Origin of the sequence: Pseudomonas corrugata, assembly GCF_001269905.1 — a bacterium.
In the GTDB taxonomy this organism is placed as follows: domain Bacteria; phylum Pseudomonadota; class Gammaproteobacteria; order Pseudomonadales; family Pseudomonadaceae; genus Aquipseudomonas; species Aquipseudomonas corrugata.
The window spans coordinates 416,134-428,792 of sequence record NZ_LHVK01000009.1 but is presented as its reverse complement, the minus strand read 5'-3'; the positions used below and the strand labels follow the sequence as shown (position 1 = coordinate 428,792).

Genomic DNA, 12,659 nt, shown 5'->3' with positions numbered 1-12,659 from the left:
TCATGTTCAAGCGAAACACCTTAGGCCTCGGTGGCGCCGCGCTCTGCGGTGCCCTGCTGGTCAGCGGCTGTGCCAACCAAATGTCGCAACGCAGCGAGCACGAAGAGCGGGTCGAGCGGAAATTGCTCGACCATAGCCTGCAGATCGATGTGGGCGAACCCAAGGTGCTCGACCTGCCGCAACGCCGGGTACGGATCCATGAGCAGAAGACCTTCGAAGTCACCGAGTTCGAAGTCACGCGTCGTTACGATCGCTACACACCGTACCAACCCTGGCGGGAAATCTACGAAATCCCGCTGGGCGCAGTGGCAGTAGTGGCCGGCATCGGCGCGAACGTGGTCAATGTGTTTGCACTCGGTAACCTGCCTGAGACAGCGACCCACGACTGGCTCAGCTATGGTGTCGCCGGGCTGAACCCGTTCATGAACGCGCCCTCCCATGGCCGCGCTCAACAGAACCTGGCAGGCATCGATGAAGTCCAGCGAGACAAACGCACGGAGCACTCGAGCCTGCCCTGGAGCGAACGCCCGGTTGAGGTCAAGGCCGGCGGGCAGACATTCGAGCTGAGCACCGACCGCAATGGTGTGCTGCGCCTCAATCTGTTGGAGAGTCCGTTCGCCGAGCAGGACCTGAACCATTTCGGCAAGCTGCAAATCAGCGTGACGGACGCCCAGGACGAGGTGCACACCGACTCATCCCTTAGCGTCAGCAGCACCCTGCGCAGCAAGCTGGTAGAAGCCCACGCATTGATCTACGACGATCTGGAAGACGACGAGGTGAGCCAGTGGGTTCATCGGGTCAAGCGCCTGTCGGAACTGGGTCTGGAAGAAGAAGCCAGCGAGCTGGAACAGAGCCTGATCGAATTGACCCGCAATGATCCGGAATTACAGGCCGAGTTCATGAAGGCACTGACCAAGAGTGGCGGGCGGTTGGTGGCGGATCCGGGCGCTCACTGAAACTCCCGTGGCGAGGGGATTTAGCGAAACGTCGCACCCCAGCGGGGCGGTGCGACGTTTCGCTAAATCCCCTCGCCACAAAAAGCCTTCTGATCAGCCCTCCCCGCATCACCGCTCAAACAACTCCAACTGCTCGAACCCACCGCGCAAATCCTCCAGCCGTACTCCTATCCCCAGCAACCGCACCGGCTTTGCGCCGCGATTGAACGCCTGGGTCAACAGCAACTGGTAACTGCCCAAGTCCCGCCCTGCCCCCGCCTGCTCAAGGGTAGTCTGGGTGAAGTCGTGGAATTTCACTTTGACGAATGGCTTGCCAGGCCGATAGGTACTGTCGATTCGCGCCATGCGCCCGCTCAGGGTTTCCATCAACTCCGGCAGTTTATCGAGGCAGCTTGCCAGATCGGGCAGGTCGACATCGTAGGTGTTTTCCACACTGATGGACTGACGTCGACTGTCGTTGTGCACTAGACGCTCATCGATCCCACGGGCCAGACTCCAGAGTCGCTCACCGAAACTACCGAATTCGCGCACCAATGCCAGCTTGTCCCACTGACGCAATTGCAGGCAATCGGCAATGCCGAGCCGGCTCAGCTTGTCGGCCGTCACCTTGCCGACGCCGTGAAGCTTGCTGACCGGCAGGGCCGAGACAAAGTCCTCGACCTGGTCCGGAGTAATGACGAACAGGCCGTTGGGTTTTTTCCAATCACTGGCAATCTTGGCCAGGAACTTGTTCGGCGCGACACCGGCGGACACCGTGATATGCAACTGATTGGATACGCGTCGGCGAATGTCCTGGGCGATGCGGGTGGCGCTGCCACCGAAATGGGCGCTGTCGGAAACATCCAGATAGGCCTCGTCCAGGGACAACGGCTCGATCAGGTCCGTGTAGTCGCGGAAGATGCCCTGGATCTCCTTCGACGCCTCGCGATAGGCGTCCATCCTGGGCTTGACGATGATCAGGTCCGGACAGAGCTTCAAGGCATGCCCGGAGGACATGGCCGAACGCACACCGTAGGCCCGTGCCTCGTAGTTGCAGGTCGCGATCACGCCCCGTCGATCCGCCGAGCCGCCGACCGCCATGGGTTTACCGGCCAGCTGCGGGTCATCACGCATCTCGATGGCGGCATAGAAGCAATCACAGTCGACGTGGATGATTTTGCGTTGCGTCATAAAGAAGCGGGATGAGGGATGAATCGGACCGCCAGTATCGCATCAGGGGCTGTATATAGCACCAGTAGTTTGAAAGATCCGACGCTTAGCCTGGAAAAGGACTACTTAAAATGTATTTCTTCAATCGCACCGAACCATCCAATAGAGCCGCAACCCTTGCCCCGCCTGCGTCACAGCATGGTCACAATGTTTTTTGAGAGGCTAAGCACTTGAAGCGGAACAGTTTTTTCCGGGACAAGGGTTGACAGCCTGGCGATTCTCTGTAGAATGCCGACACACAGACGCGGGATGGAGCAGCCTGGTAGCTCGTCGGGCTCATAACCCGAAGGTCGTCGGTTCAAATCCGGCTCCCGCAACCAAACGTCAAGAAGGGCCACTCGAAAGAGTGGCCTTTTTTGTGTGCGTGTCTTTCCTGCCACCAGGTTCTTTTGCTGCGTGTGGAAATGATCACCCGTAGCGCCGCTCAGCGCCAACGAGCCAGGAGTTGTAGGACAATTTCCCTTTTGTTTTCTGGCATTTAGGGAAAAAGGGGCACGCCGACCATTAATTTGCCTCGATGCCCTTTTAACAGTTGACACTCAAGCGTTCGCCTGTAGAATGCCGCCTCACAGACGCGGGATGGAGCAGCCTGGTAGCTCGTCGGGCTCATAACCCGAAGGTCGTCGGTTCAAATCCGGCTCCCGCAACCAAACATCAGGAAAGGCTACTCGAAAGAGTGGCCTTTTTTGTGCCTGTTGTTTTTTGCTTGTCTAAAATCGGCCTCATTACAAAAGTTTTGTAATTATTTTCTGCCGAAGGGATTGGTAACTTGGCTGGATACCCCCATCCTGTCGCGCATAGCTCAAGAGGTGATTGATGCGCGCAAATTCTGACCCGCAAGACTCTGTTTCCGCTACACAACCAATCAAGGCCGAACGCTTGCGCTGGCTGGACCGAGTCAGCCAGTACCGCCAGCCCATCGGCCTCGCCGTCACGCTGTTGCTGTTTGCGATTGCGCTGATTGCCTGTCGCCATCTCCTGAGTGAACTCGATCTTTACGCGCTGCACGACTCGATTCTCGATGTGCCTCGACAGGCCCTGTTCGGTGCTGTCGCCGCGACGGTCGCAGGCTTCATCATTCTGCTGGGCTACGAATGGTCGGCGAGCCGCTATGCCGGGGCGACATTGCCGCCACAGACCCTGGTCCTGGGTGGGTTCACCGCGTTTGCCATCGGCAACGCCATTGGGCTGTCGCTACTGTCGGGTGGCTCGGTTCGCTACCGCCTGTATGCTCGTCATGGCCTCGGGGCATCGGACGTTGCCCACATGACATTGTTCGCCAGCCTGTCCCTGGGTTGTGCGCTGCCGCCACTGGCCGCCCTGGCCACCCTCAGCAACCTGCCTGCCGCGTCCGCCGCGCTGCATCTGCCTGTTACCTTGCTGGCGGGTGTCTCCCTGGCGGTGTTGCTGCTCATGGGCGTACTGGTCATCGGCATCTATCGTCGGCGCCTGCCGGAGCAACCTCATCGGGATGCCCTCCTGATCAAGGCCGGACGTCGTACACTGCGCCTGCCGAGCCGACGCCTGACCTTCCTGCAACTGATCATTACGGCGCTGGATGTCGCGGCTGCTGCCACGGTGCTGTATCTGTTGCTGCCCGAGACGCCGCCATTCGGCGCATTCCTGCTGGTCTACCTGTTGGCACTGGCCGCTGGCGTGCTCAGTCATGTTCCCGGTGGGGTCGGAGTGTTCGAAGCGATCCTGCTGGCGGCATTTGCCGACAAACTGGGCGCCGCACCACTGGCCGCCGCCCTGCTGCTGTATCGCTTGATCTATGTACTGTTGCCGATGCTGGTGGCCTGCGTGTTGCTGTTGATCAATGAGGCCCAGCGACTGTTCCAGACGCGTCAGACTCTGCGGGCGGCCTCAGGATTTGCGGCACCGATCCTCGCAGTACTGGTGTTCCTGTCCGGCGTGGTACTACTGTTTTCCGGCGTGACCCCGGAGATCGATACACGTCTGGAGCACATCGGCTTCCTGATTCCCCACCGACTGGTGGACGCTTCGCACTTCGGCGCCAGCCTGGTGGGAGTGTTGTGCCTGTTGCTCGCCCAGGGCCTTCGCCGTCGCCTGTCGGCGGCCTGGATGCTGACCACTGTTCTGCTGCTAGTGGGCGCCCTGCTCTCCCTGCTCAAGGGTTTCGACTGGGAAGAGGCCACTCTGCTGACCTCTACAGCCGCCCTGCTGGCGATATTCCGGCGCTCCTTCTATCGTCCGAGCCGCCTGACCGAACTGCCGTTTTCTCCGCTGTTCCTGATCGCCAGTCTCTGCGTGCTCGGCGCCTCGATCTGGCTTCTGCTGTTTGCCTACCAGGACGTGCCCTACAGCCATCAGCTATGGTGGCAGTTCACCCTCGACGCCGACGCTCCCCGTGGCCTGCGCTCACTACTGGGAGCCGCCGTGCTGCTGGTGGTGGTGTCGCTGACGTGGCTGCTGCGCACCGCGCGGCCGGTGATCCATCTGCCCACGGCAGAAGAACTGGAGCGGGCCAGGACGATCCTCTTGGCCTCTTCGCAGCCCGACGGGGGCCTGGCCCTGACCGGTGACAAGGCGTTGCTGTTCCACCCCCATGACGAGGCGTTCCTGATGTACGCCCGCCGTGGTCGCAGCCTGGTAGCCCTGTACGACCCGATCGGACCCGCCCAGCAACGGGCCGAGATGATCTGGCAGTTCCGCGACCTGTGCGACATCCACCACGCCCGCCCGGTGTTCTACCAGGTACGCGCCGAGAACCTGCCGTACTACATGGACATCGGCCTGACCGCGATCAAGCTGGGTGAAGAAGCCCGGGTCGACCTCAAGCGTTTCGACCTTGAGGCCAAGGGCAAGGAAATGAAGGACCTGCGCTATACCTGGAACCGTGGCACCCGGGACGGCCTGTCGCTGGAGATCCATGAACCGGGGCATGCGCCGATGGATGAGCTCAAGGTCATCTCCGATGCCTGGCTGACCGGCAAGAACGTACGCGAGAAAGGCTTTTCCCTGGGCCGCTTCAGCGATGACTACCTCAAGCATTTCCGCATCGCCGTGATTCGCTTCGAGGGCCGTCCGGTGGCATTCGCCAACCTGCTGGAAACCCATAGCCATGAGCTGGCCAGCCTCGACCTGATGCGTGCCCACCCCGAAGCGCCGAAGCTGACCATGGAATTCATGATGGTCGGCTTGATCCAGCATTATAAGAACCATGACTACGCCCGCTTCAGCCTCGGCATGGTCCCCTTGTCGGGCCTGCAACCGCGCCGCGGTGCGCCATTGACCCAGCGCCTGGGTTCGATGGTGTTTCGCCGTGGCGAGCAGCTCTACAACTTTCAGGGGCTGCGCCGTTTCAAAGACAAATTCCAGCCTGACTGGGAGCCTCGTTACATGGCCGTGCCCGCCGGACTCGATCCGCTGGTGGCGCTGGCCGATACTGCCGCCTTGATTGCTGGCGGCCTGACTGGACTGGTGAAACGCTGATGATGCAACGCTCCTGGCGATACATAGTGGCCGCCCTGCTGGTGCTGGCGGTAATTCTCGGTGGCGGTTATTGGTATTGGAACCGCCCGGCCCCGCAACCCACCCTTGAACAACTGCTCCCCACCGACGGCGTGCCGATAACCCGTGTCATCCCCGGCACTCAGCCTCGCGCCCAGGTGCTGGTAGCGGTCAATGACGATCAGAAGCTCAGCGACACTCAGTTGACGACCCTCAGCCGCAGCGGCTCGGCGCAGATCGTCCAAGTGATTCTGCCCAAGGACTGCATGCTGCAGGGCCGCGCCTTGCAAGCAGGCTTGAGAGAGCTTCAAGGGCCGGCGACGCTGGTCAGCGGCATAGGCCCGGGCGCCGTGCTCGCCTGGCGTTGGCTGGCCGAGCAGAAGGATGACAAGGCCAGGGCCGTTTCGGTGGACCTGGCCCTGGAGAAACCCGGCTGCACGCACCTGCTGCCCAAAACCGCCGCCCACGGTCACTGGCTGGTCGCCTGGAACGACAACCCCGACGACACCAGCGCCGCTTTTGTACGGGATCAGAAGAATGCCGAAACCAGCATCAGCGACTACGACATCAATCTGCCGCAAGTGCTGAACAACGAATTGCGCAAGATCCTCGTCGGCACCGACAAGGCCAAGGGTGGCCTGGCCATTCCGATGGTCGAGGTGCCTGCGAGCCAGGCCCGGGATACCGTGACCCTGTTCCTCTCCGGCGATGGCGGCTGGCGTGACCTGGACCGCGACGTAGCCGATGAAATGGCCAAGCTCGGCTACCCGGTGGTCGGCATCGACACCCTGCGCTACTACTGGCAGCACAAGAGTCCGGAACAGAGCGCGCTGGACCTCGCCGAACTGATGCAGCACTACCGCCAGGTCTGGGGTACCAAACGCTTCATCCTGACCGGCTATTCTTTCGGCGCCGACGTACTGCCGGCGATCTACAATCGCCTGCCGGCCACTGAACAGCAAAGGGTCGACGCAATCATCCTGCTGGCCTTCGCCCGCACCGGCAGCTTCGAGATCGAAGTCGAAGGCTGGCTCGGCAACGCCGGTACCGAAGCGGCTACCGGGCCGGAAATGGCCAAGTTGCCTCCCGAAAAAGTGGTGTGCATTTACGGCGTAGAAGAAGCCGGTGAAAGCGGCTGCACCGACAAGAGCGCCGTGGGTGAAGCTATCAAACTGCCAGGCGGCCATCACTTCGACGAAAACTACCCGGCCCTGGCCAAGCGTCTGATCGATGAGATCAACAAACGTCAACCCAAGCCTGCCGATCAGTAATCTGATGCAGCCTTAACGAGAAGCCCCTGCAGCTTTGCAGCATGCAGGGGCTTTTTGCTGTAACGACGCTGCTGCCTTTGCGAGCAGACTCGCTGCCGCAAAGGGTTGATCCTAGTAGACCTGCACCCGCCACAGCTCCCGCGAAGCAGAACCCGCCGACATCGCCCGCCGCCCGTGCAGCGTTCGATAGTTGTCGATCAGTACCAGATCGCCTTCGCTCCATTGATGGGCAATCAGGCACTCAGGGTCGTAGACCAGACCGTTGATCTGATCCAGTAAGGCCTGTTGAGTCTCCTCGTCATGATCCTGCACAGACTGGCTGAGGGTCTGCAGTGTCGAATCGGTACCTTCCTGGTAACGCAGGATGAGTTCGCCGCTGCGGGGGTGACGATCCACCAGGCTGTACATGCGCGGCGAACCGCCGAAGTAGGTCATCTTGGTGTAGTAGGTGATGTTCACCGCCTGCCATTGCCGAGCGACCTGCAAGCCGACCTTGCGCAGCACGTTCCGGCTGTCGACGACGGTGGTCTGGCCTTCGCCCGGTAGCGGCGCCGTCTTGCAATACAACATGAACTTGCTGGCGCAGAATTTCGGGTTGCGCTGCACCTGGGCATCGCTGTCGGGCAGCATGTTCAAGTCCCAGTGCAAGGGCGTTTTTTCCAGCGAGTGCACCACCCCCTGCGGTTTGTCCGCCGGCTTGACCACGTGCACCGCGCCAAAGGCCCATTCGTACAACGTGCCAAAGCGTTCGCAACTGCGGGCGAAACTGTCCTGGTCCTCAAAATGACAACCCTTGAGGCAAACAAAGCCGAAGGTTTCCACCAGTGACTCCAGCAACCCCGTGGACAGTCGCTCGAAACCCAACCCCAACGGATCCCGGACCACCAGGCCAAAGAGCGGGAGCTTTTGCAGCTCGAACTCAAAGCCTTGTGCCTGGGGACCTTCTGTCTGGTGGTAAAGCCACGGCCTCCCCTGCCAAGTGACCAGCACATGCTGGTCAAGATCGACCTGGGCCCGCGCCCGCAGGTGCTGGCTCCCATCGAGGTTGCACACCGGCACGGCGTGCCAGGGGCTGTCGGCGCGGCTCAGCCCTTCGGCCAGCCCGACGGTAAACTTGGGCCCGGCATTGTTGTATTGGTGGACCGACAGCCGAATGTCATCGGGGAAGAAGCGATCCACCGCCGCATTCAAGGCCTGCCCGCGCAGCATCATCTGGTAAGCCTTGTAGTTGATCTGCTGCAGGTACTCGTCCTCGCTCTGCCCGCCCTCGCGGCACAGGCGCAGGTCGTTGTAGAGATGACTGCAGAGATTGTCATGGGTCCTACCGAGGGCTTCATCGTGCCGGCTCTGCTCGATCAGGTCTCCCAGGTTTTTCCAGGGCAACCGGGCCTGCTTGACCAGGCTGGCGCGCACCGACTCGGCACTTTGTGCCTGCGGGAACAAGTCTTCCATGCTGACCCACTCAATCGTGTGGGTCGTACACAGTTCACGCAGCGCCCGGTTATAGGTAGCACGAACCTCGTCGGTCACCCCGACGATGTCGTTGAAAGTCGTTCCATCGCTGAGAATCGACACCACACACCCCGGCTCATGCAACGCGGCAATCGCCTGGCCCATCTGATCGAGGCGCTCGATGGCCATGAACTCGCCATAGTCCGGCACCACGCCGAAGGTCTGGTCGATGGCATTGGGGGATTTGCAGGGAAAGCCCGGCAGGATCAGGCGTACCGGACGGCGCTGATCGAAGCATTGCCCCAGCCGGTGCGCCAGATGGTCCCGACCCTGTGTTTCGAAACGATCATCCGTGCCCTTGAACAGGTAACCGCCCAGCAAATCGCTGACGGCCGTGATCCAGGCTTCTCTATGTTCCATGGAACAGCTTCCTTGAGAGTGGGTATATCAACAGGATTTGACGGTATCGCCACGCTCGGTGAATGCCTGCGCGGCGCCACAGTGTTGCTTGAGGATGTGTAACAGCCCGGCCGGCTGTTCACAGTAGAAGTCCGGGGCCTGGGCCTGCCAGGTGCACACCGCGCCATAGCCCCAGGCGACCATTGCCGAGGGCATACCCGCAGCGCGGGCGGTTTGCAGGTCGATCTCGGTGTCACCAACGAACAGGCAATGGCGGGGCTCGACCGACAACCGCCGAGCGGCTTCCCACGCCACCTCCGGCTGGGGTTTGAGTGGCCGGCCGGCGCGATGCCCCAGGATCGCCTTGAAGGGCGTGTGCGCGAGCAGCGCATCAGCGACCTGGCAGGCCATGACCTCGGCTTTGTTGGTCACGATCGCCAGCGGCAGCTGTAGCGCTCGGCAGCCTTCGAGCATTGCCAATACACCGTTGAAAGGTTTGGAAAACTGCACCAGATGATCTTGGTACATCGCTACATAACGCTGATGCAGCATGGCCGCATCGGCGATGCCAAACTGCGTCGCTACCGCCTCGATCATCGCCGTGGTGCCGCCGCCGATATAGTCCCGCACCGCTTCCGCGGTCAGCGCCGGACATCCGTGCTCCAGCAATACCTGGTTCAGGCACCAGGTGATGTCCGGCAAGGTGTCCACCAGGGTACCGTCCAGATCGAAGAGCACCGCATCGATCCGCAACCGAGACGTCCTCATTGGGCGCTGGCGTAGTGACAAGGACGCCCCTTGCGAAAGACCAGTCGATGGAAACGCTCGTCGACATTGCTGCGTTTTTCGAGCGTGACCACGCCCCGTCGCTTGATTGCCACCGAGTGCCAGGGCGTACGCCACAGGTCACTGGTCGGCACGAGGCGGATACCGATTTTCGTCGATACCGCCAATTGCGGATGGATCGACAGGCGCAGGCAATCCGGATAGCGTGCCTGAAGCAACGCGCTCCAGGCCTCACTGCGTTGAATCACCCGCTGCGAGGCCGGCTTGGCGATCTTCTTCACCGCGTTGAGGCTCACGCCAGCGAATGCTTCAAGCCCTGAATAATCCTCGGACAGGAAGCGATGGATGCCGCAGTACATCAACATCATGTGCGGGTCATCCTTGAAGCGCCGTTGCAACAGAATCAACGACTGTCCGTGCTCGATCATCATTTCTTCGCGCATGGCGTCCAGGCAGTCGAGCTGAGGGTAGGCATTTCTGAGATCGAAATGGGCGAACATACCGCCGTAGTGCTGCTCGGCGTAGTCCTGGATCGAGTCGGTGTAAGCCTTGACGTCCGCATCGGGAACACGCACCAGATCGGCAAACACATAGCCATCGGAGCAGATGTGGATCAGTGCGCCCGGCGCATAGATCGCCTGGATTTCTGCACACAAGCGATGGAGCTCGTCGATGGCATGGTATTCAGCCAGGTCAGGCAAGTGACTCAGGGTCTTCTTGCGGCTGGGGGATTTTCCGGGAAAGGCCGGCAAGACCATTTCAACTTTGCGACCGCTCTCGACCGCCCGCATGACTTTCGCCAGATGGGGCTCCAGCACCTGCAAAGAAAGTTCGTCGCTTTCCCCAGGGGCGAGGCTACGACGGCGAAACAGGCATTCGAGAATCTGTTGGGCAATGTTCCGGGGCGAGACGGGCTGATGCTCATGCACGCCCTGACCGCCCACCTGTTGAGCAACGGTAGTTGAACCCTGCATAGACAATCCCTTGTTTGATGGTGACGGCAGCCAAATCCTTGGCCGCCGGCAGATACCTCTTGATCTGCGGGCGGGTAAACCTCCTACAGTAAGCGAGCAGCTGTCAAACCTTCCAAAGCCGCGCACGGCGTGTTGTCACGGAATACCGGGGCAGAAGATGCCGCTAAAAAAGCCCCGCTGCCGCAAGGCAACGGGGCTCCTGGTTCCCACACTCGGCCAGGGACGCACTGCGCTCCTGGGCGCTGAACAGGTTGTGTGGACGCTATATCTCGACCTGCGTCCCCAACTCGATCACCCGGTTCACCGGCAGGTTGAAAAAGCGCAGGTTGCCGTTGGCATTCTTCAGCAGGAAGGCAAACAGCAATTCGCGCCAGCGGGCCATGCCCTCGAGCTTGGACGCAATGACCGTTTCGCGGCTGAGGAAGTAGGTCGTGCGCATCGGGCTGAAATCCAGGTCATCCAGATGACAAAGCTTGAGGGCCTGGGGCACGTCCGGCTCGTCGGTGAAGCCGAAATGCAGGATCACCCGGAAGAAGCCTTCGCCATAGGAATCGACCTCGAAGCGCCGCTGCGGCGGAACCCGCGGGATGTCTTCGTACACCACCGTCAACAGGACCACTTGCTCGTGCAGCACCTGATTGTGCAACAGGTTATGCAACAGCGCGTGAGGCACGGCGTCGGAACGCGCGGTCAGGAACACGGCGGTGCCTTGCACCCGATGGGGTGGCTGCACGCGGATGCTGCTGATGAAGATCGGCAGCGGCAAGGCGCCTTCGTCGAGACGCTCCATCAGCAACTGCTTGCCACGTTTCCAGGTGGTCATCAACACGAACAAAGCGATACCGGCGATGACTGGAAATGCGCCGCCCTGGATGATCTTCGGCACGTTGGCGGCGAAGTACAAGCCATCCACCAGCAGGAAACCGAGCAGCACCGGTACCGCCAGCAGCGGCGGCCATTTCCACAACAGCAGCATCACGGCCGACACCAGGACGGTGGTCAGCAGCATGGTACCGGTCACCGCCACGCCGTAGGCCGAAGCCAACGCACCGGAGGATTCGAACCCCAGCACCAGCAGCACCACGCCGACCATCAACGACCAGTTCACCGCGCCGATGTAGATCTGGCCCTGTTCGGCGCTGGAGGTGTGCTGGATGTACATACGCGGGATATAGCCCAGCTGGATCGCCTGGCGGGTCAGGGAAAACGCGCCGGAAATCACCGCTTGCGAAGCGATCACCGTGGCCACGGTCGCCAGGCCCACCAATGGCAGCAGCGCCCAGCTTGGCGCCAACAGATAGAACGGGTTGCGTGCCGCTTCCGGGTCCCCCAGCATCAGAGCACCCTGGCCAAAATAGTTGAGCATCAGCCCCGGCAGCACCAGGAGGAACCAGGCACGGGCCATCGGTTTGCGCCCGAAGTGGCCCATGTCGGCGTACAGCGCTTCGGCACCGGTCAGCGCCAGCACCACCGCGCCGAGGATCGCCACGCCCATGCCCGGATGGACCACGAAGAAACGCACGGTCCAGGCGGGGTTAACGGCCAGCAATACCTCTGGTTGCCGGCTGATGCCATAGATACCGAGCGCACCGAGCACCAAGAACCAGGTCACCATGATCGGGCCGAACAGGATGCCGATCCGTGCCGTGCCGTGCCGCTGGATCAGAAACAGCCCCACCAGCACCACCAGCGACAACGGCACCACCCAGTGATCAATGCCTTCGAACGCCAGATTCAGACCTTCGATCGCCGACAGTACGGAGATCGCCGGGGTGATCATGCTGTCGCCATAGAACAGCGCCGCGCCGATCAAGCCGCAGGTTACCAGGAACGTGCGCAGCCGCGCCCGGTCACCCGCCGCCCTTCGCGCCAGGGCGGTGAGCGCCATGATCCCGCCCTCGCCCTGGTTATCGGCGCGCAGAACGAACATCATGTACTTGATCGACACCACCCAGATCAACGACCAGAAGATCAAGGACAGGATGCCCAGCACCCCGTCATGGTTGACCGCCACGCCGTAGCCACCGGTGAACACTTCTTTAAGGGTATACAGCGGGCTGGTGCCGATGTCGCCGTAAACCACCCCGACCGCCGCCACCAGCATGCTCAGCGACTTCGATGCCGAATGCTCGGCACCT

The 12,659-nt window shown here is 61.2% G+C and carries 8 protein-coding genes and 2 tRNA genes; 5 read left to right on the top strand and 5 right to left on the bottom strand.

Features of this window, described 5'->3' with window-relative positions:
- Positions 1–2 precede the first annotated feature (2 nt).
- Complete coding sequence (locus AD665_RS16025; RefSeq protein ID WP_024780128.1) at positions 3–956, top strand: hypothetical protein; 954 nt, start codon at positions 3–5, stop codon at positions 954–956.
- A 108-nt stretch (positions 957–1,064) separates the two neighbouring features.
- Here the strand turns inward: AD665_RS16025 and dinB are convergent, their stop codons facing one another.
- The gene (gene dinB / locus AD665_RS16020; RefSeq protein ID WP_024780129.1) at positions 1,065–2,126 is read right to left on the bottom strand and encodes a DNA polymerase IV; all 1,062 of its coding nucleotides are present in this window, start codon (positions 2,124–2,126) and stop codon (positions 1,065–1,067) included.
- A gap of 282 nt (positions 2,127–2,408) precedes the next feature.
- On the opposite strand from dinB, the gene AD665_RS16015 reads away from it, so the two are divergent.
- The 4 genes from AD665_RS16015 (at position 2,409) to AD665_RS16000 (ending at position 6,910) form a co-directional block, all read left to right on the top strand.
- Positions 2,409–2,485 (top strand) — tRNA-Met (locus tag AD665_RS16015).
- Positions 2,486–2,738: 253 nt separating this feature from the next.
- Positions 2,739–2,815 (top strand) — tRNA-Met (locus tag AD665_RS16010).
- A 166-nt stretch (positions 2,816–2,981) separates the two neighbouring features.
- Positions 2,982–5,621 carry a bifunctional lysylphosphatidylglycerol flippase/synthetase MprF gene (gene mprF / locus AD665_RS16005; RefSeq protein WP_024780130.1) on the top strand — a complete coding sequence of 880 codons (2,640 nt, stop codon included), beginning with the start codon at positions 2,982–2,984 and terminating at the stop codon, positions 5,619–5,621.
- Positions 5,621–6,910, top strand: coding sequence for a virulence factor family protein (locus tag AD665_RS16000; RefSeq protein ID WP_024780131.1), 1,290 nt, complete (start codon positions 5,621–5,623; stop codon positions 6,908–6,910). The genes mprF and AD665_RS16000 overlap by 1 nt, the downstream gene beginning before the upstream one ends.
- A gap of 111 nt (positions 6,911–7,021) precedes the next feature.
- Here the strand turns inward: AD665_RS16000 and AD665_RS15995 are convergent, their stop codons facing one another.
- The 4 genes from AD665_RS15995 to AD665_RS15980 all read right to left on the bottom strand — a co-directional run bounded on the left by AD665_RS15995 (position 7,022) and on the right by AD665_RS15980 (position 12,625).
- Positions 7,022–8,782, bottom strand: coding sequence for an isocyanide synthase family protein (locus tag AD665_RS15995; RefSeq protein WP_024780132.1), 1,761 nt, complete (start codon positions 8,780–8,782; stop codon positions 7,022–7,024).
- A gap of 27 nt (positions 8,783–8,809) precedes the next feature.
- On the bottom strand, positions 8,810–9,529 hold the full coding sequence (locus AD665_RS15990) for an HAD family hydrolase (RefSeq protein ID WP_024780133.1): 720 nt from the start codon (positions 9,527–9,529) through the stop codon (positions 8,810–8,812).
- The gene (locus AD665_RS15985; RefSeq protein ID WP_053192771.1) at positions 9,526–10,521 is read right to left on the bottom strand and encodes an isocyanide synthase family protein; all 996 of its coding nucleotides are present in this window, start codon (positions 10,519–10,521) and stop codon (positions 9,526–9,528) included. The genes AD665_RS15990 and AD665_RS15985 overlap by 4 nt, the downstream gene beginning before the upstream one ends.
- Before the next feature lie 262 nt (positions 10,522–10,783).
- Positions 10,784–12,625: a potassium transporter Kup gene (locus AD665_RS15980; RefSeq protein WP_392396962.1), complete on the bottom strand. Its 1,842-nt coding sequence runs from the start codon at positions 12,623–12,625 to the stop codon at positions 10,784–10,786.
- Between the last annotated feature and the right edge of the window lie 34 nt (positions 12,626–12,659).

What these genes read in the sequence shown, in the direction of transcription:
- AD665_RS16025 (WP_024780128.1), top strand. Translation starts at nt 3, where the DNA reads ATGTTCAAGCGAAACACCTTAGGCCTCGGTGGCGCCGCGCTCTGCGGT.
- AD665_RS15995 (WP_024780132.1), bottom strand. Translation starts at nt 8,782, where the DNA reads ATGGAACATAGAGAAGCCTGGATCACGGCCGTCAGCGATTTGCTGGGC.
- AD665_RS15990 (WP_024780133.1), bottom strand. Translation starts at nt 9,529, where the DNA reads ATGAGGACGTCTCGGTTGCGGATCGATGCGGTGCTCTTCGATCTGGAC.
- AD665_RS16000 (WP_024780131.1), top strand. Translation starts at nt 5,621, where the DNA reads ATGATGCAACGCTCCTGGCGATACATAGTGGCCGCCCTGCTGGTGCTG.
- AD665_RS15985 (WP_053192771.1), bottom strand. Translation starts at nt 10,521, where the DNA reads ATGCAGGGTTCAACTACCGTTGCTCAACAGGTGGGCGGTCAGGGCGTG.
- mprF (WP_024780130.1), top strand. Translation starts at nt 2,982, where the DNA reads ATGCGCGCAAATTCTGACCCGCAAGACTCTGTTTCCGCTACACAACCA.
- dinB (WP_024780129.1), bottom strand. Translation starts at nt 2,126, where the DNA reads ATGACGCAACGCAAAATCATCCACGTCGACTGTGATTGCTTCTATGCC.
- AD665_RS15980 (WP_392396962.1), bottom strand. Translation starts at nt 12,625, where the DNA reads ATGCTGGTGGCGGCGGTCGGGGTGGTTTACGGCGACATCGGCACCAGC.